General features: G+C 73.0%; 21 protein-coding genes. 11 read left to right on the forward strand and 10 right to left on the reverse strand.

Annotated features, from left to right (window positions below; genetic code table 11):
* Nucleotides 1–22: 22 nt before the first annotated feature.
* Together QDS12_RS14155 and QDS12_RS14160 are read left to right on the forward strand one after the other, a co-directional pair.
* On the forward strand, nt 23–403 hold the full coding sequence (locus QDS12_RS14155) for an STAS domain-containing protein (RefSeq protein ID WP_279879797.1): 381 nt from the start codon (nt 23–25) through the stop codon (nt 401–403).
* A 6-nt stretch (nt 404–409) separates the two neighbouring features.
* Nucleotides 410–3,760, forward strand: coding sequence for a SpoIIE family protein phosphatase (locus QDS12_RS14160; protein ID WP_279879800.1), 3,351 nt, complete (start codon nt 410–412; stop codon nt 3,758–3,760).
* An 11-nt stretch (nt 3,761–3,771) separates the two neighbouring features.
* Here the strand turns inward: QDS12_RS14160 and QDS12_RS14165 are convergent, their stop codons facing one another.
* Genes QDS12_RS14165 through QDS12_RS14185 form a run of 5 tightly spaced genes read right to left on the reverse strand, consistent with a single transcriptional unit; the run spans nt 3,772 to nt 8,945 of the window.
* Nucleotides 3,772–5,163 carry an FAD/NAD(P)-binding protein gene (locus QDS12_RS14165; RefSeq protein WP_279879802.1) on the reverse strand — a complete coding sequence of 464 codons (1,392 nt, stop codon included), beginning with the start codon at nt 5,161–5,163 and terminating at the stop codon, nt 3,772–3,774.
* Between the two features lie 46 nt (nt 5,164–5,209).
* Nucleotides 5,210–6,622 (reverse strand): serine/threonine-protein kinase, encoded by a 1,413-nt coding sequence (locus QDS12_RS14170; RefSeq protein WP_279879804.1) that lies wholly within the window; start codon nt 6,620–6,622, stop codon nt 5,210–5,212.
* 32 nt (nt 6,623–6,654) lie between these two features.
* Nucleotides 6,655–7,569: a sucrase ferredoxin gene (locus tag QDS12_RS14175; protein WP_279879806.1), complete on the reverse strand. Its 915-nt coding sequence runs from the start codon at nt 7,567–7,569 to the stop codon at nt 6,655–6,657.
* Nucleotides 7,566–8,681 (reverse strand): cupin domain-containing protein, encoded by a 1,116-nt coding sequence (locus QDS12_RS14180; RefSeq protein WP_279879808.1) that lies wholly within the window; start codon nt 8,679–8,681, stop codon nt 7,566–7,568. The genes QDS12_RS14175 and QDS12_RS14180 overlap by 4 nt, the downstream gene beginning before the upstream one ends.
* Nucleotides 8,682–8,945, reverse strand: coding sequence for a hypothetical protein (locus QDS12_RS14185; protein ID WP_279879810.1), 264 nt, complete (start codon nt 8,943–8,945; stop codon nt 8,682–8,684).
* Between the two features lie 106 nt (nt 8,946–9,051).
* Here QDS12_RS14185 and QDS12_RS14190 point away from each other — a divergent pair, with 106 nt between their 5' ends.
* Entirely contained in the window at nt 9,052–10,641 is a 1,590-nt protein-coding gene (locus QDS12_RS14190) for a phospholipase D family protein (RefSeq protein ID WP_279879812.1), read from the forward strand.
* 4 nt (nt 10,642–10,645) lie between these two features.
* Here the strand turns inward: QDS12_RS14190 and QDS12_RS14195 are convergent, their stop codons facing one another.
* Nucleotides 10,646–11,830, reverse strand: a complete 1,185-nt coding sequence (locus tag QDS12_RS14195; RefSeq protein WP_279879814.1) for a glutathione-dependent formaldehyde dehydrogenase — start codon at nt 11,828–11,830, stop codon at nt 10,646–10,648.
* A gap of 15 nt (nt 11,831–11,845) precedes the next feature.
* Nucleotides 11,846–12,643, reverse strand: a complete 798-nt coding sequence (locus QDS12_RS14200; protein WP_279879816.1) for an SDR family NAD(P)-dependent oxidoreductase — start codon at nt 12,641–12,643, stop codon at nt 11,846–11,848.
* 63 nt (nt 12,644–12,706) lie between these two features.
* Here QDS12_RS14200 and QDS12_RS14205 point away from each other — a divergent pair, with 63 nt between their 5' ends.
* Nucleotides 12,707–13,255 (forward strand): hemerythrin domain-containing protein, encoded by a 549-nt coding sequence (locus QDS12_RS14205; RefSeq protein ID WP_279879818.1) that lies wholly within the window; start codon nt 12,707–12,709, stop codon nt 13,253–13,255.
* Here the strand turns inward: QDS12_RS14205 and QDS12_RS14210 are convergent.
* Both QDS12_RS14210 and QDS12_RS14215 read right to left on the reverse strand, forming a co-directional pair.
* Nucleotides 13,252–14,001, reverse strand: a complete 750-nt coding sequence (locus QDS12_RS14210) for an MOSC domain-containing protein (RefSeq protein ID WP_279879821.1) — start codon at nt 13,999–14,001, stop codon at nt 13,252–13,254. The two genes, QDS12_RS14205 and QDS12_RS14210, sit on opposite strands and share 4 nt — an antisense overlap.
* Nucleotides 13,998–15,251: an endo-1,4-beta-xylanase gene (locus QDS12_RS14215; RefSeq protein WP_279879824.1), complete on the reverse strand. Its 1,254-nt coding sequence runs from the start codon at nt 15,249–15,251 to the stop codon at nt 13,998–14,000. The genes QDS12_RS14210 and QDS12_RS14215 overlap by 4 nt, the downstream gene beginning before the upstream one ends.
* A 33-nt stretch (nt 15,252–15,284) precedes the next feature.
* Here QDS12_RS14215 and QDS12_RS14220 point away from each other — a divergent pair, with 33 nt between their 5' ends.
* Genes QDS12_RS14220 through fdhD form a run of 3 tightly spaced genes read left to right on the forward strand, consistent with a single transcriptional unit; the run spans nt 15,285 to nt 17,492 of the window.
* Nucleotides 15,285–16,406, forward strand: a complete 1,122-nt coding sequence (locus QDS12_RS14220; RefSeq protein ID WP_279879827.1) for a molybdopterin molybdotransferase MoeA — start codon at nt 15,285–15,287, stop codon at nt 16,404–16,406.
* A gap of 8 nt (nt 16,407–16,414) precedes the next feature.
* The gene (locus tag QDS12_RS14225) at nt 16,415–16,651 is read left to right on the forward strand and encodes a DUF6457 domain-containing protein (RefSeq protein ID WP_279879829.1); all 237 of its coding nucleotides are present in this window, start codon (nt 16,415–16,417) and stop codon (nt 16,649–16,651) included.
* A 10-nt stretch (nt 16,652–16,661) separates the two neighbouring features.
* Complete coding sequence (gene fdhD / locus QDS12_RS14230) at nt 16,662–17,492, forward strand: formate dehydrogenase accessory sulfurtransferase FdhD (RefSeq protein WP_279879832.1); 831 nt, start codon at nt 16,662–16,664, stop codon at nt 17,490–17,492.
* Here the strand turns inward: fdhD and QDS12_RS14235 are convergent.
* Nucleotides 17,489–18,286 carry an MHYT domain-containing protein gene (locus QDS12_RS14235; RefSeq protein ID WP_279879835.1) on the reverse strand — a complete coding sequence of 266 codons (798 nt, stop codon included), beginning with the start codon at nt 18,284–18,286 and terminating at the stop codon, nt 17,489–17,491. The two genes, fdhD and QDS12_RS14235, sit on opposite strands and share 4 nt — an antisense overlap.
* A gap of 356 nt (nt 18,287–18,642) precedes the next feature.
* Here QDS12_RS14235 and QDS12_RS14240 point away from each other — a divergent pair, with 356 nt between their 5' ends.
* From QDS12_RS14240 to QDS12_RS14255, 4 genes are read left to right on the forward strand one after another with little or no spacing between them, the layout of a single operon-like run.
* Nucleotides 18,643–21,834 (forward strand): nitrate- and nitrite sensing domain-containing protein, encoded by a 3,192-nt coding sequence (locus QDS12_RS14240; protein WP_279879838.1) that lies wholly within the window; start codon nt 18,643–18,645, stop codon nt 21,832–21,834.
* Nucleotides 21,831–22,235: a roadblock/LC7 domain-containing protein gene (locus QDS12_RS14245; RefSeq protein WP_091119210.1), complete on the forward strand. Its 405-nt coding sequence runs from the start codon at nt 21,831–21,833 to the stop codon at nt 22,233–22,235. The genes QDS12_RS14240 and QDS12_RS14245 overlap by 4 nt, the downstream gene beginning before the upstream one ends.
* Before the next feature lie 23 nt (nt 22,236–22,258).
* The gene (locus QDS12_RS14250) at nt 22,259–22,609 is read left to right on the forward strand and encodes a DUF742 domain-containing protein (RefSeq protein ID WP_279879842.1); all 351 of its coding nucleotides are present in this window, start codon (nt 22,259–22,261) and stop codon (nt 22,607–22,609) included.
* A gap of 47 nt (nt 22,610–22,656) precedes the next feature.
* On the forward strand, nt 22,657–23,202 hold the full coding sequence (locus QDS12_RS14255) for an ATP/GTP-binding protein (RefSeq protein ID WP_347882187.1): 546 nt from the start codon (nt 22,657–22,659) through the stop codon (nt 23,200–23,202).
* Nucleotides 23,203–23,214: the final 12 nt, after the last annotated feature.

The raw sequence follows: 23,214 nt of genomic DNA on the forward strand, positions 1-23,214 counted from the left end.
GTACCCATGCGAGGAGCACAGGTTGTCGCCTTCACCCCCCGACCACCCCGACGACGGGGCACTGTCGTTCGACGTGTCGTTCGAGGAGCAGGCGTGCGTCATCCACGTGAGTGGCGACATCGACATCACGACGGCTGAGTGGCTGCGGACGCGTCTCCTCCAGCTGGCCGACGAGGGCCACGTCAACCAGGTGCTGTCGTTCGAGGGTGACGTCTTCCTCGACTCCGCCGGACTCGGCGCCATCGTGTCGATCCGGCGTCGGCTGCAGGTGCTCGGGGGCGCGCTCGTCCTCGCCTGCAGCAACGAGCTCGTCCTGCGCCTGCTGAGGCTGACCAGCCTCGACAAGGTCGTCGCCATCCACGCGACGGCCGCGGAAGCGCTCGAGCGCGAGTTCGCCGGCTAGGCGGTCATGACGACCACCTCGATGCGGGAGACCCTGGCGGCAGCCGGACGTGTCGGCCGCGATCTCCTCGCTGTCGACTGGTCCTCGACGGCGATCGGCGACCCGGACGACTGGCCGCCCGCGCTGCGCAGCGCGGTCCGGACCATCCTCAGCACCCGCTTCGCGATGTGGATGGCCTGGGGGCCCGAGCTGACGTTCTTCTGCAACGACGCCTACCGCCGGGACACGCTGGGCTCCAAGTACCCGTGGGCGCTCGGTCGCCCGGCTCGGGAGGTCTGGGCGGAGATCTGGCCCGAGATCGGCCCGCGCATCGAGCGGGTCACGTCAACGGGGGAGGCGACCTGGGACGAGGCGCTGCAGCTCTTCCTCGAGCGGTCGGGCTACGCCGAGGAGACCTACCACACGTTCTCCTACAGCCCACTGATCGACGACGACGGCATCGTGCAGGGCATCCTCTGCGTGGTCGCCGAGGTCACCGACCAGGTGGTCAACGAGCGCCGGATGAGCACCCTGCGGCACCTGGGGATCCGGGTCTCGACCGCCGAGTCGGTCGCGGACGCCGTACGCGCGGGCTGTGACCACCTCGCCTCCAACAACGAGTCTTTGCCGTGGGTGGCGGCCTACCTCTTCGACGAGGACGGCAACGCCACCCTCGCCGGGACGGCCGGGATCAAGCCGGGCCACGCCGCCGCGCCCGTGCGCATCGACGCCGACGACGCCGACCCGGTCTGGCCGGTCGCGGACCTCGCGACCGGCGCCCACGTGACCGTCGACGGGGTCGACAAGCAGTTCCCGGACCTCCCGACCGGAGCGTGGGCCGTGCCGCCGGAGAAGGCCGTGATCGTGCCACTGCCGCGGCCGCTGCAGGAGAAGCCGTACGGCTTCCTGGTCCTCGGCGCCAACCGGCACCGGCCCGTGGACAAGACGTTCTTCGACTTCGCCGACCTCATCGCCGGCCACTTCGCCGCCGCCATCACCGACGCGCTGGCGATGGAGCAGGAGAAGGAGCGCTCGGAGGCGCTGGCCCGGCTCGACCAGGCCAAGTCCGACTTCCTCGCCAACGTCAGCCACGAGCTGCGTACGCCGCTCACCCTCCTGCTCGGCCCGGCCGACGACGCCCTGGGCGACGAGCGGCACCCTCTGGACGACGTGCAGCGCAACCGGGTCGAGGTCATCTCCCGCAACGCCACCAGGATGCTCGGGCTCGTCAACACGCTGCTGGACTTCTCGCGCCTCGACACCGTGCGTGACGAGTCGACGTTCCAGCCGACCGACCTGCTGCGCTACACGACCGAGCTGGCCAGCATGTTCGAGAGCGCCGTCGAGCGGGCCGGCCTGGAGCTGACGGTGTCCGGCAGTCTCGAAGGCGAGGTCTACGTCGACCGCGGCCACTGGGCCAAGATCGTGCTCAACCTGCTGTCCAACGCCTTCAAGTTCACGTTCGAGGGTGGCGTCACGATCACCGTCGACCGGGAGGACCACCACGCGGTGCTCCGCGTGACCGACACTGGCACCGGGATCCCGGAGGCCGAGGTCCCGCGGCTGTTCGAGCGGTTCCACCGGGTGCGCGGGGCAGTGTCCCGCAGCATCGAGGGGTCAGGGATCGGGCTGGCGCTGGTCGCCGAGCTCGCCGAGCTGCACGGCGGTGACGTCGGCGTGGTGAGCCGCCCGGGGGAGGGCAGCACGTTCACGGTCAGCCTCCCGCTCGGCAGCGACCACCTGCCGGCCGAGCAGGTGATCGACGACGCCGACGCCGTCCCCGCCTGGGCCGAGGGCTCGCCGGCGCCGTCGATCCTGCAGGAGGCGCTCGGCTGGCTCGACGACACACCGCAGGTCGGGCCGCAGCCGGAGCCGCCCCGCGGCGAGGAGCAGGCCACCGTGCTGGTCGTCGACGACAACGACGACATGCGCAACTACGTCGCCGAGCTGCTCGCCGATTCCTTCGGCGTGGTCACGGCGACCGACGGCCTCGAGGCGCTGGAGGTGCTCGGCAAGGCGCCGGTCGACGTCGTCATCACCGACGTGATGATGCCGCGCCTCGACGGCTACGGCCTGTTGAGCCGGATGAAGCAGGACCCGCTCCTGGCCGCCGTACCCGTCATCATGCTGTCCGCCCGTGCCGGCGAGGAGGGCATGGCCGAGGGCCTCGAGGCCGGTGCCGACGACTACCTCGTCAAGCCGTTCGCGGCCCGCGAGCTCCTCGCCCGCGTCAAGGTCCAGCAGCGGCTCCAGCAGCTCCAGCGGGTCGCCAGCGAGGCCGAGCGACGTACGGTCGCGCGCGAGCTCGCCATCGCCGACGAGCTCCAGCACAGCCTGCTGCCCGACGTCGAGGCGCACACCGACGCGCTCGAGATCGCCACGTTCTACCGTCCCGGCGTCGAGGGCACCCAAGTCGGCGGCGACTGGTACGACGTCATCAACCTCGGCGGCGGGCGCACGGCGCTCGTCATCGGTGACGTCATGGGCCGCGGCGTGCGGGCGGCCTCGGTGATGGGACAGATCAAGGCGGCCGTGCGTGCGTTCGCCCGGCTCGACCTCACCCCGGGCGAGCTCGTCGAGAACTTGGACGGCATCGTGCAGGACGTCGCGCCGTTCGGGATCGTCACCTGCGTCTACGGCATCTACGACGACGCCGACAAGTCGCTGACCTACGCCAACGCCGGACATCCCCCGCCGATCCTGCTCCGCCCGGACGGGACGGCGATCCGGCTGCCGGTGGACGGCCCACCGCTCGGGTCCGGGTACGTCGGCTTCGAGACCCGGCGGGTCGAGCTGCCGGTCGGCGGTCTGCTCACCGTCTACACCGACGGCCTCGTCGAGCGGCGCGGGACCGATCTCGGCGCCCGGATCGACGAGCTCGAGGCGGCGATCGTCGCGCACCGCGACGATCCCGTCGCGGAGCTACCGGGCACGCTCGTCGAGCTGCTCGCCGACGTCGCCACCGACGACGTCGCGCTCGCGGTCGTCAAGGTCCACGACTCGGGCAGCCAGCTGATGCGGCTGCCACTCAGCGAGAACCTCAGCGCCGTGTCGACCGCGCGCCGCGCGGTGGCGGCCCAGCTGCGGGTCTGGGAGGTCGTCGGCCGGGCGGTCGCCGACCTCGTCCTGGTGACGAGCGAGCTCGTGACCAACTCGCTGCGGCACGCCCGCGGGCCCTACGAGCTGCGGTTGCGCCGCACCGCGCACGAGGTGGTCGTCGAGGTGGGAGACTCCACCGCCCAGCGCCCGCGGCGTCGCCGCGTCGACGGCGACGCGGAGAGCGGCCGTGGGCTCACCATCGTCGAGGCGGTGGCGGACCGGTGGGGCAGCCGGAGCACCGCCGAGGGCAAGGTCGTGTGGGCGGCGCGTCGGGTCTAGCCGGCCATGGCTCAGGCCGGCACGACCGCCTGGCTCAGCAGCGCCGCGACCTGGGCGGCCTGGGCCCGGATCTCCGGGATGGCCGTCGACTCCCAGAGGGTGCCCTTGCGGGCCGGGCCGACGGTGAACAGACCGTCGACGACCGCCCCGTCGGCGCCGAGCAGGCGTCCGTCGACGGTGGTCGCGAGCCCGAGGGCGAGCGGATCGGGGGAGACGAGGCCGCGCTCGCGGAGTGCCGCGAGCAGCTGGTCGGTGGTCGCGGCCAGGTCGAGGAGCGGGCCGGTGCAGTTGACGATCGCGTCCACGTCGTACGACGCCCCGTCCGGCGTGGTCGACACCGCACATCGCTCGCCGAGGTCGGTGACGGTGTGCAGCGTGCCGGTCTCCACCGCGAGCCTGCCCTCGAACCGGTAGCGCTGCAGCCGCAGCGCCACCTCGGGCGCCATCCGGTGCCGACGCACCTCCCACTCGCGGGCGTGGACCGCCAGGAACCGGCGCCGCTCCTCGAGCGTTAGCCGCTGCCAGACGTCCTGCGTGATCGGCCGGAGGCCGTCGACGACGTTGCGCCAGTTGACGCCCTGCCGGCGAGCGGCCTCGCACTCCTCGGTGACCGCCGCGGCGAGACCGTCGGCGGTGAGCGGGCCGTCGGGCACCTTCGTCACCCAGGCGGTGTGCTGCTGGGCGACGTGCGGCTTCGGCAGCCGCCCGCTGCGGCTGACCATCGTGACGTGGCGGTCGGCGCCCTCCTCGAGCAGCGTGATGGCCGTGTCGATGGCCGTGAGGGCGGTCCCGACGACGAGGACCCGCGCGTCGGACGGCAGCGTGCGCAGCCGCCCGAGGTCCCACGGGTTCGCGAGGTGCCAGGGTGCGTCGGGGAGCGGAGTGCCGTCCACGGTCAGCGGACGCGGCGGCTGGTTGCCGAGGCACAGCACGACGGCGTCCGCGTGGCTGCGGCTGCGCTCGGTGCGAACCTCGAACCCGCCGTCCGCGCGGGCGACGTCGAGGACGCGGCCGGCCTGGATCCGCAGCCGGTCGTCGGCGACGTCGGTCAGCCTGTCCTGCAGGTAGATCGCGAAGTCGGCACGCGGCAGGAAGCCCTGGGGGTCGTCGCTCCGCCCGGTGCGCAGCGCCCAGTCGAGCAGGTCGCTGGGCGAGTCGGGCAGGGCGCTCATGTGCCGGGCCCGCACGTTGAGCAGGTGGCGCTGGTCGTTGGTGCCGTAGGCGACGCCGCGTCCCACCACGCCGCTCGCCTCGTGGATGACCACCTCGAGCCCCGGGTCGTCGGACCGCGCGAGCAGGTTGATGGCGGTGAGCACGCCGCTCGCGCCGCCGCCGATCACGGCGACCCGCCGGACGGTGCCGACGTCGGGGACGGAGCTCACGGGGCTGGCGTCGATCGTCACGCCGCTTACTCTACTTGATCGATCGAGTTTGACGGCCCGGCGACGCTCACTCCGGCTCGCCGTCGATCAGGTAGTGGCCGGACTCGTAGACCAGCCGCAACCTGACGTCGTCCGACGACGGGCGGCTGTTCGGGCCGTCGTAGACGACGTGATAGCTGACGGTCATGTTCGCCGGGTCGGCACTGACGTCACCCGCCGTGGCCCGGCGGATCGGCGCCCACCACGAGTGGTACTGCCCGTAGCCGCCCGATGCCCGCTGGAACGCCGGGGTGAGCATCGAGAAGGCCCGCCTCGGGTCGCTCGTGACCGCGCCGAGGTAGTCGGAGACGAAGCCCGCCATCCCAGCGGAGGTCGGGCCGGTCCGTGGCGTCGAGGTGGCCGCCGCCGAGGGCGACTCGGTCGCGCTGCTCGCCGGGGTGTCGGGGGAGGTCGCCGGTGGGTCGGCGGCGCGGTCCGGCGTGCCGGACCCGGACCGCCCGAGCAGCCACGCGCCGAGGACGAGCACGAGGATCAGGAAGCCGGCGACGATCGGCCACAGTGGCGTGGGACGCCGTGCTCCGGGGGTCACCGCGGTTCCGGCGACCGCCGGCGGTGGTGGCGGTGCGATCGGCCCGGCCGGCACCGGCGGCAGCAGCCGGGTCTGCTCCCGCGTCGCGGGCCCGGGGTTGGCGTCGAGGAAGGCGCACACCTGCGCCGCCGTCCAGCGCCGCTCGGGCTCCTTGACCATCGTGGCGGCCAGGACGGTCGCCAGCGGGCCGGAGCCGGGCGGGAGTCGCGGCGGCTCGTCGTGGACGATCCTGACCAGGCCCGCGACGACGTTGTCACCGAGGTCGTACGGCGGCCGCCCGGTCAGCGCCTGGTAGAGCGATCCGCCGAGCGACCACACGTCGCTGGCCGGGGTGGCCAGCCCGCCGGAGGCGACCTCGGGGGCGATGTAGGCGGGCGATCCGGTGAGGACGCCGCTCGCGGTGAGCGTGTCGTCGGCGGCGCCCCGGGCGATGCCGAAGTCGGTGAGCTTCGTGGTGCCGTCGAACCCGACGATCAGGTTCGACGGCTTGACGTCGCGGTGCACGATGCCGGCCTCGTGGGCCACCGACAGCGCCTCGGCCGCCTGGCGGACGATCGCGGCGGCCTCCGCCGGCGGGAGCCCGCCGCGGTCGGCCGCGAGCTTCGACAGGGTGGTGCCCTCGACGTACTCCATGACCAGCCAGCGCGTCTCGCCGTCCTCGGCGAGGTCGAAGACGGTGACCACATGGGGGTGGCTCAGGCGCGCGGCGAGCTGGGCCTCGCGCTGGGCGCGGGCCTGGTTCTGCGGGCCCTGGAACTGGCCGAGCCGCTTGAGGGCGACGTCGCGACCGAGCAGCTCGTCGTGGGCCAGCCAGACCGACCCCATCCCTCCGCGCCCGACCTCGTGGATCAGCTTGTAGCGTCCCGCGACTGCCTCCGAGTCGACTGTCAACGGTCTCCCTCCTCCCGTGACACCTCCGTGCGTCAATGCTCGACCATGCCGATCACCTCGTGCCAGGGCGCGGCTTCGGGCCGGGCCGCCTTGCAGGTCAGCCGGTCGGGCGTGTCGGAGGAGAGGGTGGTGCGCACACTCACCGCGTACCCGCTGTGGCCGACGTCGAACGCGGCCCGGGTCACGTCGCCGTCGACGCTCAGCCCCGTCAGCCTCACGTCGACGAGCGCGGTGAGGCCCAGCTTGCGGCGGAGCGCGATCTCGGCGGCCTGCGCCGGCATCGGGTAGGAGGACCGGCCGCGCAGCCGGTCGAGGTCGAGCCGGCCGCTGCGGTGCGCAGTGGCGACCGCCAGCGCGCTCTCCGGCTCCAGTCGGCCGTAGTAGAGCCCGTGGGGGAGGATCACCATGTTGCCGGCGAACCGGTCCCCGCCGATGTGGGACACCTCCCACGTCTCCTCGGGGTGCGCGGCGGCGAGCGCTTGGGCGACGGGGCGGCCGAACTCGGCGCAGCAGGCGTCGTGGCGGCCGTTGGTGCAGACGCAGAACAGGTCACCGTCGTACGCCGGCAGGCCGGCCGTCCCGCCGCGGCGCAGTGCGCCGAGGTCGAGGTCGAGCACGTCGCGCGCGTCCTCGACCAGCCCGGACTCGAGCCGCGGGGCCACCGGGTCGGCGTAGGCGGCGAACACGCGCAGCCCCTCGTCGCTGGACGGCCGCGAGCTGAACCGGCGGATCAGCAGGATCTTGGCACGGTGCTCCTTGGCGCGCCGCCGCAGCTCGGCGCCGAGCCCCTCGGGGAGACGCGCGTCGAGCAGCGCCGTGCTGCCCCAGGGGCCGACGTGCTCCAGCAGGAGCCAGGTGCGGACGTGCGTGGCGGTGCCGGCGACGGGCTCGCTGCGTGCCAGGCTCGCCGCCGCGCACCGCCAGCGTGGGCCGGGATCCGGGGTCACGCGAGCTCCAGCAGACCCTCCCTGACCAGTCGTCGGCACAGCACCAGACTGCTCGATGGGTCCAAAGGCAGGTCGGCCGGGGTCAGCTCTCCGCGCACGCGCACCTCCTCGAGCGCCGGCCTGATCCGGGCCGGACCGGTCATCGAGCGGTCGCCGAGCAGCACCTCCACCTGGTCGCCCTTGTCCAGGAGCACGCACGGGTGGCCGGGGCGGCGCCGCAGCGGCGTCGATGCGTCGATCCGGTCGACGCCGAGCACGTCGTGGAGGCCTCCGGACAGCCGTGGCGGGCGCGACGTCAGGAACCGGCGGATCTCGCTCTCGGCCGCGGATGCGGCATCGAGCCGACGTACCTCGTCGGCGAGCGCCTCGAGCCGGTCGGCCAGCCCCTCGCGGAGGAGGGCCGGGTCGTCCAGGTAGCCCGCCGGCAGGTGTGCGTCGGACACCTGCGACAGCAACGGCGACACGGTGCGCTCGACGAGCCCGCGCCAGGTCAGCTGGTTGATGCCGATCGTGACGTGCAGCGAGACGGTCTCCTGCGCCCGAGCGGCGTGCGGGGTGCCCGTCGGGAGGTACATCGACAGCCCCGGCTCGAGGAGGACCTCCTCGGGACCGTCCGCGCCGTGAACCTCCCACTGCTTGGAGCCGGCGGTCTGGAAGACGAACACGTCGTGGGAGTCGGAGTGGACCGCGAAGCCCTGCGCCCCGGGCGGCGTGAGGTAGGCGTTGGCCTGGCACGGATGGCCCAGCTCGAGCTCGAGCTCGGCGATCAGCCGGGTCAGCGGCGCGTGGTAGCGGTGCAGCCCTTGGAACACCACGGTCGCGCCGTCGGCGAAGAGCGCGAGCGCCTTGCGCGGGTCCACGAGGCCGGTGAGCTGCTTGCCGGCGATGGTCGCCGAGCGGGTGTAGGAGGACTCGGGCAGGACCGAGCCGTCCTTGGCCATGCGGATCGCCGGGGTGCGGATCGCGGTGTCGGTGAGGAGCCGGTCGGCGTCCTCGAGCGAGAGCAACCCGACGAGGTCGGCGGGATCGGTGCGGTGCAGGTGCACGCGGGACGCCCAGACCTTCCCGAGGAAGGTCTGGGCGTCACCGCTCAGCAGGTCGAGCGCGTTCACTCAGCCGTCGGTTCCGTCGCCGTCGGTTCCGTCGCCGTCGGTCCCGTCGGTTCCGTCGCCGTCGGTTCCGTCGCTGTCGGTGCCGTCGCCGTCGGTCCCGCCGGTTCCGTCCGTGCCGTCGCCGTCGGTGCCGTCGCCGTCGGTGCCGTCACCGTCGGTGCCGCCGCCATCGGTGCCGTCGCTGTCGCTCCCGCCCAGACCGGTGCCCGGGCCCGTCGAGCCGGTGGTGGTCAGGTCGTCGTCGTTCAGCGGCTCATCGGTCATGGTTCCTCCAAGGTTCGGGGTGGTCGTGACGATCATGTACCCCGTTCTGGGCGGCGGTACAGGGCGTCCATCGGGTGATCCTGGCCCGGTGCGCCATGCTCGGAGCATGACCGACCGTGACGACGCCGCCGACTGGTTGCTGACGAAGACCGAACGGGGCAACCCGCACACCCGGCTGGACGCGCGCCACGACGGCGACATCGCGTGGTCGTCGGGCAACCTGGTCCGGCCGCTCATCCACGGGGCGACGTACCTGCCGGCGCTGTGCGCGGTCCTGGAGGCCACCGGGCCGGGCGATCTCGTCCTCTTCACCGACTGGCAGGGCGACGCCGACGAGCGCCTCTCGGGGGAGCCCGGCAGCGAGGTCGTCGAGGTGCTCGGCCGCGCCCACGACCGCGGCGTCGACGTCCGCGGCCTGGTGTGGCGCTCGCACCTGGACCAGACCGGCTTCTTCGCGACGGAGAACCGGCACCTCGGCGAGCAGCTGCAGCGCCGCGGCCCGGAGGTTCTGCTCGACATGCGGGTGCGGGCCGGCGGGTCGCACCACCAGAAGTTCGTCGTCGTGCGCCACCGTGACGACCCGACGCGCGACATCGCGTTCGTGGGCGGCATCGACCTGGCGCACAGCCGGCGGGACGACGCCGCCCACGGTGGCGACCCGCAGGCGCAGCCGCTCACGCCCGAGTACGGCGACACCCCTCCGTGGCACGACGCCCAGGTCGCCCTGCAGGGCCCCGTCGTGCACGACGTGGAGACCGTGTTCCGGGAACGGTGGGAGGACCCGGCGCCGCTGTCCCAGGCACCGTGGCGCCGACTCGGCGACCTGGTGCGCCGGCTCGACACCTCGCCCGACCCCCTCCCCGAGCAGCAGCCCCCGCCGCCGCCAGCCGGCGACCACACGGTGCAGCTGCTGCGGACCTACCCCGACCTGCGGATGGGCCGCGACTACTCCTTCGCGCCCGGCGGCGAGCGCAGCGTCGCCCGCGGCTACGCCAAGGCGATCGGCCGCGCCGAGCGGATCGTCTACGTCGAGGACCAGTACTTCTGGGGCCACGGCGTCGCCGACGTCTTCGAGCGGCGGCTGCGCACCGAGCCGGGCCTGCGGCTGGTCGTCGTGATCCCGCTGGTGCCCGACCTGACGGGGCTCAACCGCCGCGCCCAGGACCTCGGCCGGGTCCGCGCGCTGGGACGGCTCACGGCCGCGGCACCGGGTCGCGTGGCGGCGTACGGCCTGGAGAACCACGCGGGCACGCCCGTCTACGTGCACGCGAAGATCTGCGTGGTCGACGACGTCTGGGCGAGCACCGGCTCGGACAACTTCTGCCGGCGCTCGTGGACCCACGACTCCGAGCTCACGGCCGTGGTGCTCGACGAGGGCTACGCGCGCGACCTGCGGCTGACGCTGGCGGCCGAGCACCTCGACCGGCTCGACGACGTGGCCGCCCGCGGGCTCGCCGAGGTCATGGCCGACTGCGTCGATCCTGCCGGCATGTACGACGCCTATGCGGCGAGCGCCGACCGGCTCGAGGCGTGGCACCGAGCCGGTCGGCAGGGGGAGCGGCCGCCGGGTCGCCTGCGCCCGCTGCCGCTCCCCGCGCTCTCGCGGCTCACCCGTGCCGCGGCCTGGCCGCCCCTCGCGGTCATCCACGACCCCGACGGTCGACCGCCGCGGCTGCGCGGCACGGAGCGCTACTGAGCGCTCAGGGGTTGAAGAGGACCTTCACCATGCCGTCCTTCTTCTGCCGGAAGTCGGCGTACGCCGACGGAGCGGCGTCCAGCGGCAGGTGGTGGGTCGCGAACGACTCGACGCCCAGCACGTCCTCGTCCTGGGTCAGCAGCCCGACGATGTCGTCGGTCCAGCGCCGCACGTTGGCCTGGCCCATCCGGAGCGTCACCTGCTTGTCGAAGAGCTGCATCATCGGCATCGGGTCGACCGCGCCGCCGTAGACGCCGGAGATGGACACCGTGCCGCCGCGGCGGACCGCCTCGAAGGCGGAGTGCAGGGCGGCGAGCCGGTCGATGCCTGCCCTCTTCATGAAGGGCTGGGCGATGGCGTCGGGCAGCTTGCCGACCATCTTGTGGGTCATCTCGACGAGGGGCGAGCCGTGCGCCTCCATGCCGACCGCGTCGATGACGGCGTCGGCGCCACGGCCGGCGGTGAGCTGCCGGACCCGGTCACCGAACTCCTTGCCGGCCTCGGTCACGTTGATGACGTCGGCGCCGCGCGAGGAGACTCGGGTGAGCCGCTCGGGCACGAGGTCGGCCACGATCACCCGGACGCCGCGGTGCAGCGCGATGCGCGTCGCCATGTCGCCGATGGGACCGGCGCCGAGCACGAGGAGCGTGTCGTCAGGCTCGACGCCGGCGTACTCCACCGCCTGCCAGGCGGTCGGCAAGACGTCGGACAGCAGGACGAACCGGTCGTCGGGAGGACCCTCCGGCACCTTGACGGGGCCGTAGCCGGCGTAAGGCACCCGGAGGTACTCCGCCTGCCCTCCGGCCACCTGGCCATAGAGCTTGCTGTAGCCGAGCAGGCTCGCGCCGGTGTCGTGCTCGCGGTTCTGGGTCGTCTCGCACTGGCTCTGCAGGCCGCGCCGACACATCCAGCACTCCCCGCAGCTGATGTTGAACGGGACGACGACGCGGTCGCCGGGCTTCAGGTTCGTGACGCTCGCACCGACCTCCTCCACGACGCCCATCGGCTCGTGGCCGACGATGTCGCCCGGGGTCATGAACGGGCTGAGGGGCTCGTAGAGGTGGAGGTCGGAGCCGCACAGCCCCGTCGTGGTGACGCGGATGATCGCGTCGGTGGGCTCCTCGAGGATCGGGTCGGGGACCTGCTCGACGCTCATGTGCTTGGGTCCCTGCCAGGTGACGGCGCGCATCGGTGTCTCCTTCGGTCAGTCCTGCGGCTTGGTCATCCGGGCCAGCAGCGGCGCGGCCAGCGCGTCGGGCAGGTGGGTGCCGAGCTCGGCCTGGATGCGATTCTTGGCGGAGCCTGCGACGACGCTGCTCTTGCCGGCCATCAGCGCCTCGTAGCCGTCGTGGGCGACGTCCTGGGCGTCGTCCTTGTTCTCCTGGCCGATCTTGGTGTCGCCCATGTCGGCCCGGTCGAAGAAGGCGGTGTCGGTCGGACCCGGCATCAGCGAGGTGACGGTGACGCCGGTGTCCTTGAGCTCCTCGCGGATGCCCTCGGCGAAGGAGTGGACGAACGCCTTCGAGGCGGCGTACGTCGAGTGGTAGGGCCCCGGCGCCACGGCGGCGATGGACGAGGTGACCAGCACGCGTCCCTTGCCGGCGCTCACCATGTCGCGGATGAACAGCTTGCCGAGGTGGACCGTCGAGCGGACGTTGAGGTCGACCAGCCGCAGCTCGTCGGCGATGCCGGTCTGGTCGAACCGGCCGTTGACGCCGATGCCGGCGTTGAGCGCGACGGCCTCCGGTGTCCGCCCCGTCTCGGCGACCTTGGCGTAGAGGGTCTCGACGCCGTCGGCGGTGGACAGGTCCACCTGGACGGGGAAGACGTGGCGGTCGGGGCTGGCGAGCGCGGCGGCGGCCTCGTTGATCGCGGGCTCCTCCGCGGCGATGACGACGTCGAAGCCGTGGTCGACGAACTCCTGGGCGAGAGCGCGGCCGATGCCTGTCGAGGCGCCGGTCACCACGGCGAGCGGTGCGGTGGTGTGAGGAGTGGTGGTCATGGCCGACTGGTATCCCCTGCGGCACCCGGCATGCCGAGACGCGCCGCTGGCTACTTCAGGGCCATGACGAGCATCGACGTGGGCCGTCCCCTCACCGGGGACGTCATCGACCTGATCATCGACGACCACCGCCGCTTCGAGCGGCTCCTGCGCCAGCTGCGCGACCCGACCGAGGACCGCGACGTCGTCCGGCGGGCGTTCGCGGACGTGCTCATCGGTCACGGCGAGGCCGAGGAGGAGCTGGTCTACCCGATCCTGCGTCGCACGGCCGAGGACATCGGCGAGCACGAGGTCGAGCACGGGGAGGAGGAGCACGCCGAGGGCAACGAGGCCCTGCTCAAGGTCCTCGAGCTCAAGGGGACCGACACGCAGGCGTTCACCGACGCCGTGGAGGAGCTGAGCAACTTGGTGGCCCACCACGTGGCCGAGGAGGAGCTGACCATCCTCGGCCCGGCCCGCACCGAGGTCGGCCTGCGGGTGCGCGCCGAGCTGGGGGAGAAGTGGGCCGCGCGCCGCAACCAGCTGATCGACGAGGGCTGCGGCTCGGTCGAGAACGTCCGCAGGATCGTCGAGGAGGCCGCGCGCGAGGGGAAGCTGGACGACGAGTCCTAGCGGATGACGGCGCCCGCCCCGGTCACCTGCGCGTAGATCCCGAACGCGGGCTCGCCCGCACCGTTGAGCGGCCGGAAGGACGCGAGCGCCTTGAGCAGGCGCACGTCCTTCTGGCCGCTGACGGGAGAGTGGTCGATGACGGCGCACCGGGGAATGGGTACGCCGGCCCGGAGGGTCGCGCTGCCCGCCCGCAGCTCGCGGCCGAGCCAGCCCTCCTCGACGTAGGGCTCGTCGGTCTCGACCACCAGCGTCGCCCGGAACCGCGCGGACTCCTCGACCAGGTCGAGTCCGGTGCGCTCGCCGAGGTCGCGCAGCGACGCGGTCCCGACCACGGTGATCCCGGCGCCGCCGAAGAGGACCGCGGCCGGGGGCGCCACTGTGAGCGTCACCCGCTTGCCGAGGTGCTCGCCCAGCAGCGCGGCGTGCGGGCCGTCCACGACCGCCAGGTCCACGGGCCGGCCCCAGTAGTCGCAGGTCACCGTCTCGCCGGTCGGCGTGACGGGCGCCTCGAGCGGGTCGGCGTCGGGCACCGTCACCGCGAGGACGTCGCCGTCGCGCCGGGCCAGCACGGTGAGCAGCCGGGGATTCTGGATCGTCCGGAGCACGCGGTGCTGCTCGAGGTCGACCAGGCACAGTCCCCGATCGCCGACCGCGCCCGCCGGGGTGAGGTCGACGACGTCGTACGGACGGTGCGCGGTGCCCTTGACCGGCGCGTAGCCGGCCGAGCGCACCGTCAGGTCGATCATCGGAGCCTCACCTCGGCGTCGCCGCCGGCCAGCGTCACGGTCGCGTCGCCGACCCGGTAGTCGCCGGCCCAGCCGCGCACGGTGAGGCGGCCGTCGGCGTCGGTCCGGACCTGGGCCGGCGCGACCCACCAGTCCTCCTTGACGAGCCGGCGCAGGGCGTCGTACGCCGGCTTGGGGCTGCCGTCCGCGCGGACCAGCCCGCCGGGCGCGCCGAGCCACATGCCGTCGTCGGTGAGCCCCCAGTAGGTGACCGCGTCGACCGCGGGGTGCGAGGCGAGCGTGCGGTAGTGCCGGAGGATCTCGTCGGCCTGACGCTCCTCGCCTTCGGGCGTCGAGGGCCAGACGGCCGGCTGGTAGTCGTTGAGGTCGTCGATCTCGGGCGGCATCAGGTCACCGGAGAGCAGCGTGGTCTCGGTCCAGTGCAGCGGCAGGCCGTAGCGGGCGAACCGCTCGTTGATCGCGTGCGTCCTCTCCTCACCCCAGTAGCCCTGGTGCATGTGGCTCTGGAGACCGATCGCGTCGATCCCGATGCCGGCCTCGAGCAGACCCTCGATGAGGCACTCGTAGGCGGTCGAGAGGTCGAAGTCGTTGATGAGCAGCGTGGCAGCGGGGTTGGCGGCGCGCGCCTCCTCGAAGGCCAGTCGCACCGTCGCGATCCGTCCGCGCTCCCGGCAGAGCCGGGTGATCGCGTTCGGGCCGACGGCACCCTCCAGCGCGGCCTCGTTGTCGAAGACCGGCATGATGACGACCTCGTTGATGACGTCCCAGTCGTCGACGACACCCGCGAACGCCGACACGTCGCGCTCGATCCGCCGCCGTACCGCCGTCTCGACCTCGGCCACCGACCGCTCGCGCAGCCACGCCGGCGCCAGCGTGTGCCAGACCAGTGGATGGCCCTTCACCCGCACGCCGTGCTCGGCGAACCAGCGGGCCGTGTCCATCAGCGGCTCGGTGCCGGGCGCGCCCTCGGACGGCTCGAAGTCGCCCCAGTAGAACGGCAGCGTCGCCGTGTTGTAGACGTCGAGCCACTGCACGGCGAGCGCCGACCGGTCCAGCTCCGGGCGATCGAGCCCGACGAAGTCGAACCCGATGTTGCCGAGCCCGAACGCGTGCCGCACCTGCTCCACGGCGACGACGGTGTCGGCCGCCGGCGTTCCGTCGGCGTTCCGGACGGTCACGGTCGTCGCGCGGACCCGGTGCGCGAGCGCTGCGTCGGTCGTCGGGCAGGAGGCCACGGAGGGAGTCGTCACGGACGCCGACGCTAGCCCCCTAGGGTGGAGGACATGGTCCTGGGCTGGGAAGAGGCGCGGCAGGCCGCCTACGACGCGTCAGCGCCGCTCCCGCCGGTCACCGTGCCCGCCGCCGACGCCCTCGGGCTGCACCTGGCGGCGCCGCTCGTCGCCGCCGACGACCTCCCGCGCTTCGACAACGCGGCGATGGACGGGTACGCCGTGTCGGGACCGGGTCCGTGGCGCCTGGTCGGCCGCACGCTGGCCGGCCAGCCCGGCGCTGGCGTCGCCCTCGGTGCCGGTGAGGCCTGGGAGGTCGCGACGGGCGCGCAGCTGCCGCCCGGGACCCGGTCGGTCCTCCCCGTCGAGGACGCCGTCCGCGACGGCGACGGCGTCAAGGGCGAGATCGACGACGGCAGGAACGTCCGGCTGCGCGGCGAGGAGGCGATGCCGGGCGAGCGACTGGTCGCCGCCGGGGCCCGCGTCACGCCCCAGGTCCTCGCGTTGGCCGCCGCCGTCGGCGTCGCCGAGCTCAGGGTCGTGCCGGCGCCCCGCGTCGTCGCGCTGGTCACCGGCGACGAGCTGGGTGACGCTCCGGGTCGGGTCCGGGACGCGATCGGCCCGGCGCTGCCGGGATGGGTCGCCTGGGCGGGCGGCGCTCTCGCAGGGATCTCGCCCCTGCCGGACGGCGCGGCCGGTCTGCGGGCCGCGCTGATCGGCACGGACGCCGACCTGCTGCTGGTCACCGGCTCGTCGTCGGTCGGCCCCGAGGACCACCTGCGGCCCCTGCTCGCCGAGCTCGGAGCGCACCCGGTCGTCGACGGCGTGTGCTGCCGGCCGGGGAGTCTCGCCGGGCTCTGGCGGCTGGCCGACGACCGGCTGGTCGTCGCCCTGCCCGGCAATCCGTTCGCCGCTCTCGTGTCCTTCGTGACCGTCGCCGCGCCGGCCCTGGCCGGTTTGCGCGGCTCGGGTCTGACGCCGTTGGCGACGGTCACCGCTGACCTGCCGCGCCACCGGACGGACACCCGGCTGATCCCGGTCCGGACCGCTGACACCGGTCTCGTCGCGCTCGGCCACGACCGCAGCGCCATGCTCCGCGGTGTCGCCCAAGCCGATGCGCTGGCCGTCGTACCGGCCGAGGGCGGGTCCGCCCTCCTGCAACCGCTGCCAACCTGAGGAGAGAGATGACCGTCGAGGAGTGGGTGCCGCGGCTCGCCGCCGAGCTCGGACTGGACAGCGAGGTCGACATCGACGCGATCCTGGGGATCGCGGGAGACGTCGCCCACGCCGTCGAGCGCAAGGCGGCGCCGGTCTCCGCCTTCGTGATCGGGCTGGCCGCCGGCCGGGCCGGCGGCACGGCCGAGGACGTGGCCGCGGCGGTCGAGCGCACGCGCGCCCTGGCGGCATCGCTCGACGGCTAGTCTCGGTCGCATGCGCAAGCGCGCCGTACGCCGCAAGGTGACCCGTCTGGAGGTCGGCGGTGCCCCACGGGTCCGCGAGGACAAGCTGGCAGCCGAGGAGCCGCTCGAGATCCGTCTCGGCGGCCGCTCCCTCGCGGTCACCATGCGCACCCCGGGTCATGACATCGAGCTCGCCGCCGGCTTCCTCGTCTCCGAGGGCGTGGTGGCCCAGCGGGAGGACATCAGCACCGCGCGCTACTGCGCCGGCGCCACCGACGAGGGGGTCAACACCTACAACGTCCTCGACGTGCAGCTCGCGCCCGGCGTGACCGTGCCCGAGTTCGGCCTCGAGCGGAGCGTCTACACGTCGTCGTCGTGCGGCGTGTGTGGCAAGGCCAGCATCGACGCCGTCCGCACCCGGTCGTCCTACGACGTCGCCGGCGACCCGCTCGTCGTCGACCCGGAGCTGCTCGCCGCGCTCCCGGACCGGCTGCGCGCGGCCCAGGAGGTCTTCGAGCAGACCGGTGGCCTGCACGCGGCCGGGCTCTTCGACGGCCGGACCGGGGAGCTGCTCGTCGCCCGCGAGGACGTCGGCCGGCACAACGCGGTCGACAAGGTCGTCGGGTGGGCGCTCGAGCACGAGAAGCTCCCGCTGCGCGGCACCGTGCTCATGGTGTCGGGGCGCGCCAGCTTCGAGCTCACCCAGAAGGCGTCGATGGCCGGCATCCCGGTGCTCGCCGCCGTCTCGGCGCCGTCCTCGCTGGCGGTGGAGCTCGCCGAGGAGGCCGGGCTCACCGTCGTCGGGTTCCTCCGCGGGACGTCGATGGTCGTCTACAGCCGCCCCGAGCGGGTCGGTCGCTAGACGGCCGGCTCCGGCTCGGGCTCCGCGACGGGCGCCGGCTCCGGCGCCGGACCGTCCTGCCGGGCGCCGAAGATGCCTGTGAACAGCAGCACGAACAGCAGCACGGCAGTGATGCCGAAGACCGGCATGGCCAGCGAGAACGGGTCGGCGCCGTGCTTCGCCAGGTCGAGGTCGACGCCGGTCACGCGCGGCGTCACGGTCAGGGCCAGCATCGCCACATAGAACATGCCGCAGACCCCGGCGCCGAGGACCAGCGAGGCAACGGTCGGCCCCCAGGCCCGCCGCACCTTCAGCGTGAGCGTCAGGGCGAGGATCGCGCTGACGACGGCGATCGCCACGGAGAGCGCGACGGTGCTGCCGCGGTAGGACGTCGTGGCGTTCATCTTCATGGCGGACATGGCCGTGAAGTGCACGAAGCTCGCGCCCCCGCCGAGCACCAGTCCGCCGACGACGCAACCGAGCCAGCCGCGCACGCGGCTCGCGACCGCCACCCCGAGCAGGGCGGCGCCGATCGCGAGGGCGAAGGACAGCGCGGTCCCGGCCACCTTGAGGCGGTAGACGACGCTGCCGTGGTAGGCGAGCATCCCGATGAAGTGCATCGACCAGAAGGTCCCGCCACCCAGGGCGGCGGCCGCGGCGGCCAGCCAGCCGCCGGTCGAGGATCCTGAGGACCGGGCGGCGCGGGCAGCACAGCTCAAGCCGCACCATGCGCCGAACACGGCGATGAGGAACGAGAGCCCGACCAGGGCCGAGTCGAACGACGACATGGTGACGCTCGTGGACACGTCCGGCATGGGTGCAACCTCCAGGGCGGCCGGCGTGGCCGGCGTGATGTGAACGGTGCTCTGCCCCGAGTGATCACGAAGTTAGGGGGTCGCCTACCCGGTTGAGGGTGAAATCCGGATTTTTGGCATCTTCGGGTGTCGATGTGCAAATTGCCCTATGTTGGCGCCTGCCGTGCCAGACCGGCAGCGTGTACAGCGGCACGCAAGCAGGTCTGGTAGGGCGGGGGAACGGGCGGGCTCACGGAGACGCGTGTGCCTTCTACGCAATGCAGGGCGTCCAGAGGTGAGGGAGCATGGCGGTGCCATCGACCACTCGTACAGCTCGTCGGAAGGCCTGGCGCGGTATCCGCACCAGGCTCGTTGCGGTGCTGCTCATCCCGACACTCGCCGCGCTCGGCCTCGGTGGCCTCCGCATGGCCTCAGCCGTCCGTGACAGCGCGGACGCCACGCGTGCTGCGAGCATCGCGAACGCGCTCCCGTGGAGCTTCCGCCTGGCGCTCCAGCTGCAGGTCGAGCGCGACACCGGCAGCGCCAAGGTCCCGGCGAAGGCGCTGGCCCAGGTCCGCGCGACCACCGACGCCGCCATCCAGGCCTGGCGCGTGCGTCTGCTGCAGGTCGACACCTCCCACGACGCCAAGCTGCGTCAGGACCTGGGCTCCATCACCGGCGTTCTCGGCAACATCGACGGCCTCCGCGCCGAGCTGGCCGCGCCGGGCACCCGCCTGGTGGGCCAGACGGAGTACACCAACACCCTGAACCTCCTGCTCGGACTGGCCGGCCGGCTGCCCGAGGTGGGAGCGGCCCGCGACCTCTACCGCCAGTCGTCGGCCCTCAGCGAGGTCCGTACGGCGGCCGAGGCGCTCGCCGACGAGCGGACGCTGGTCACCAAGGCGCTCGCGGACGGCGAGATCAGCGACTTCGACCTCGCTCAGCTCGCGACGGCGGCGGCCACCTACGCGGCGGCGAGCGGCCACTTCTACGACAACACGTCGGTACGCGCCCAGCACGAGTTCGAGACGATCAACGGTGGTAGCGGTGACCTCTTCGGGTCGCACGCGCCGATGCAGGCGGCCGTCGGGTCGCTGCTGAGCACCGGCGACCCCGAGACCATGCACCTGAACCCCGCCACCTGGAACGCCGCCTCCGGCGACTTCCTGGCACAGATGGCAGGCGTCATCACGACCGCCGCGACCGACCTCGCCAAGGAGGTGGACGGCCGCCGCGTCTCGGCCCAGCACGACGCAGTGGTCAGCGCCGTCACGGTCTTCGTCGTCCTGCTCCTCGCGCTGATCGCGACCGTCATCGTCGCCCGGTCGATCCTGCGCCCGCTCAACCGGCTGCGGGACGCGGCGCTCGACATCGCCCGGCACGGCCTGCCGGAGCGGGTCCGGGCCCTGGAGGACTCCGACGAGGCGGGCGACCTCAGCGTCAGCCCGATCTACGTCGGCAGCCAGGACGAGATCGCGGAGGTCGCGGACGCGTTCGACGCCGTCCACGCCGAGGCCGTCCGGCTCGCCGGTGAGCAGACCCAGATGCGTGCGAACGTCAACAAGATGTTCGTCAACCTCTCCCGCCGCTCGCAGAGCCTGGTCGAGCGTCAGCTCCGGCTCATCGACGAGCTCGAGTCGGGCGAGCAGGACCCCGAGCACCTGTCGAACCTGTTCCGCCTCGACCACCTCGCCACCCGCATGCGCCGCAACGACGAGTCCCTCATGGTCCTCGCCGGCGGCGACACCGGGCAGGCCGCCCGCGGCCCGGTCGCCGTCCTCGACGTGCTCCGCGCGGCGAGCTCGGAGGTCGAGCAGTTCGCCCGCGTCGAGATCGAGTCGGGCGAGACGGCGAAGTTCCGCGGCAGCGTGGCCGGCGACCTCGTCCACCTGCTCGCCGAGCTCATCGAGAACGCCACCAACTTCTCGCCGCCGGACTCGCCGGTCGTCGTACGGTCCAGCCGCACGTCGCCGCTCAGCCCGCTCGTCATCGAGATCCGCGACCTCGGCATCGGGATGACCCCGCACGAGCTGGACGCCGCCAACGACAAGCTCCACAGCAGCGGCGGCCTCGACGCCGACGTCGCCCGGATGATGGGTCTCGTCGTGGCCTCGCGGCTCGCCGACCGGCACGGCCTCTCGGTGGAGCTGCGCGCCAACAGCCCGCGCGGCGTCGTCGCCCGCGTCGAGGTGCCGACCGGCATGCTCGTCCAACCGGAGACGCGCTCGGCCCTGCTCGTCGAGGCCGTCGACCCGCTCGTCGACCCGCTCGCCGAGCCGCTCCCGGAGCTGCTCACGCCGCTGACGCCGTCGCCGAGCCTGCCCGAGCAGCTCAAGCTGCCGGAACGCCCGGCCGAGCCGGTGTCCCCGGTCGCGGCCGAGCCCGCGCCCCCGAGCGCCGACGCACCATCGCTCCCGTCCCTCCCGACGCGTCCGGTCGCCAGCACCCCGCTGCCGCCGTCCACCTCATCGCTGCCGGGCGCGCCGATGCCGCCGTCCGTGCGGCCGCCGGAGGGCTACACGCCGACCTCGCCGCCGGTCGCCTCGGAGCCCCCGGTCAAGAGCTGGTTCACGACGACCGTGCCGCTCCGCGACCCGGAGGAGCTGCTCAACAACTACCTCACCGGCCGCGCCGAGGGTGTCGGCGGTGCGATCAAGAACCCGCTGTCCAGCATCGCCAAGCGCAACGGCAGCCCGCTGAACGGATCCGGGAACGGCACGGCCGACGGCACCGCTCTCAACGGCACCGCTCTCAACGGCACCGCTCTCAACGGCATCGCGCCCGTAGCCCCGGTCGACCGCGCCGGCGACACGCCGGCCGAGCCGGGCGAGCCGGCCTGGGACGCGGAGCCGGAGAAGGCGCCGGAGTCGGGCGGAACTCCGGGGCTGACGTCGAGCGGGCTTCCGACGCGCATCCCGCGGAACAACCTGCCGCTGGACCAGCCCTTCGACGCGTTCGGGTCCGGTGCGGCCCCCGAGCCCACGCCCGAGCCGGTCGCGCCGCAGCCCCAGGGCCCTGTCCTCGATCCGCTCATCGCCGAGCTCGCCGCCGACGTGCTGAGCGCGCCGAGCGCCGAGGAGGCGCTCGCCGAGGCCGAGGACAACGAGGACGACACGTCGATCTTCGCCACCCTGCAGTCTGAGTGGTTCACACGGCGTACGCCGCTCGAGGCGCGCCGGGCCCAACCTGACGTGCTCGCGGCGGAGCCCGCCGCGACCGACGACTGGACCTCACCCGGCGACGAGGGCTGGCGCCGCGCGGCCGAGCTCTCCGAGCCGGAGGCCGAGGAGGAGTCCCCGCTCACCGCGGACGGTCTCCCGGTGCGCGTCCCGGGCCGTAACCTCGTGCCCGGATCGGCGGCGCCGACGCCCGTCATCCCGGCGGCCGCGGAGAACGTCGTCCCCATGCCGAGGCTCGAGCGCCGACGTACCCGTGGGCTCTCGAACTTCCAGCAAGGCGTCAGCCGTGCCCGGACCACCGATACGGTGCCGGTTGACAGTAGTGATGAGATCACCGTTCCGGACGCCTACGAGGCGGCCGAGACCCGAGCACACGAGGAGCACCAGTGACGACTGTCAGCGCCGGACTCGATTGGCTGGTCGACAGCCTCACCCAGCGCACGCCGGACATCGCGCACGCGATCCTGGTGTCGGCCGACGGGATGCCGATGGCGAGCTCCCGCGACTTCCCGCCGGACCGCGCGGACCAGCTCGCGGCGATCACCTCGGGCCTGACGAGCCTCACCATGGGCGCGGCGCGCTGCTTCGCCGCGGGCCAGGTGCAGCAGATGGTCATCGAGATGGACGGCGGCTACCTCGTCCTCATGGCCGTGGGTGAGGGCTCGAGCCTGGCGGCCCTGGCCAGCCCCGACTGCGACCTGGGCCAGGTCGGCTACGAGATGCAGCTGCTGATCTCGCGGGTCACCAGCGCGCTGACGCCCGCTACCCGGACCGGCGCCGACGGTGCCTGACAGCCCATGACTGGGGTGAGATCGTGAGCAACGACCCGCTGCCGCTCGTCAGGCCGTACGCCCTGACGGGCGGGCGCACGAAACCCAAGCGGGACTACCCGCTCGAGGCCCTCGTCAAGACCGACGTCGACCCCGAGCAGGGTGGGTTCCGCAGTCCGGAGGAGTCGGCCATCGCCGAGCTCTGCACGGAGAGCCGCTCCGTTGCGGAGGTGGCCGCCCTCATCAAGCTCCCGCTCGGCGTCGTGCGGGTGCTGATCTCCGATCTCGCCGATCGTGGCGTCGTCCAGGTGCACACCCTCACCAACGACGACGCCGACAGCCGTCCCGACGCAGCCCTGCTGGAGCGGGTCCTCAGCGGACTCCGCAACCTCTGATAGCCATGGAGGCAACGCCCGTGATTCCCGACACCCGCCAGGCGACCATGTCGGCCAAGATCGTCATCGCCGGTGGTTTCGGCGTCGGCAAGACGACCTTCGTCGGCTCCGTCTCCGAGATCATGCCGCTGACCACCGAGGCTGTGATGACCTCGGCGAGCGCCGGCGTCGACGACCTCTCGGCGGTGCCGGACAAGACGACGACGACCGTCGCGATGGACTTCGGCCGGGTCTCGCTCGACTCGGACCTGATCCTCTACCTCTTCGGTACGCCGGGCCAGAACCGCTTCTGGTTCATGTGGGACGACCTGACGCAGGGCGCCATCGGCGCCGTCGTCCTCATCGACACCCGTCGGCTCGCCGACTCCTTCGGCGCCATCGACTACTTCGAGTCGCGCAACGTGCCGTTCGTCGTCGCCCACAACGTCTTCGACGACAACCGCTACACGGCCGAGCAGATCCGCGAGGCGCTCGCGCTCCGAGCCGAGGTGCCGGTCATCACCTGCGACGCCCGCGACCGGGAGTCGACGAAGACCACCCTGATCGAGCTCGTCGAGCACGTCCTCGCCCTGGTCTCCGCCCGCGCGCAGTGACCGCCGCTGACC

It is taken from the genome of Nocardioides sp. CER19, from assembly GCF_029846275.1.
GTDB lineage: Bacteria > Actinomycetota > Actinomycetes > Propionibacteriales > Nocardioidaceae > Nocardioides.

Coding starts and splice junctions, on each gene's coding strand:
- QDS12_RS14210 (WP_279879821.1), bottom strand. CDS start 14,001: ATGATCGACCTGACGGTGCGCTCGGCCGGCTACGCGCCGGTCAAGGGC.
- QDS12_RS14200 (WP_279879816.1), bottom strand. CDS start 12,643: ATGACCACCACTCCTCACACCACCGCACCGCTCGCCGTGGTGACCGGC.
- QDS12_RS14205 (WP_279879818.1), top strand. CDS start 12,707: ATGACGAGCATCGACGTGGGCCGTCCCCTCACCGGGGACGTCATCGAC.
- QDS12_RS14185 (WP_279879810.1), bottom strand. CDS start 8,945: ATGACCGATGAGCCGCTGAACGACGACGACCTGACCACCACCGGCTCG.
- QDS12_RS14195 (WP_279879814.1), bottom strand. CDS start 11,830: ATGCGCGCCGTCACCTGGCAGGGACCCAAGCACATGAGCGTCGAGCAG.
- fdhD (WP_279879832.1), top strand. CDS start 16,662: ATGCGCAAGCGCGCCGTACGCCGCAAGGTGACCCGTCTGGAGGTCGGC.
- QDS12_RS14255 (WP_347882187.1), top strand. CDS start 22,657: ATGTCGGCCAAGATCGTCATCGCCGGTGGTTTCGGCGTCGGCAAGACG.
- QDS12_RS14190 (WP_279879812.1), top strand. CDS start 9,052: ATGACCGACCGTGACGACGCCGCCGACTGGTTGCTGACGAAGACCGAA.
- QDS12_RS14235 (WP_279879835.1), bottom strand. CDS start 18,286: ATGCCGGACGTGTCCACGAGCGTCACCATGTCGTCGTTCGACTCGGCC.
- QDS12_RS14160 (WP_279879800.1), top strand. CDS start 410: ATGACGACCACCTCGATGCGGGAGACCCTGGCGGCAGCCGGACGTGTC.
- QDS12_RS14225 (WP_279879829.1), top strand. CDS start 16,415: ATGACCGTCGAGGAGTGGGTGCCGCGGCTCGCCGCCGAGCTCGGACTG.
- QDS12_RS14220 (WP_279879827.1), top strand. CDS start 15,285: ATGGTCCTGGGCTGGGAAGAGGCGCGGCAGGCCGCCTACGACGCGTCA.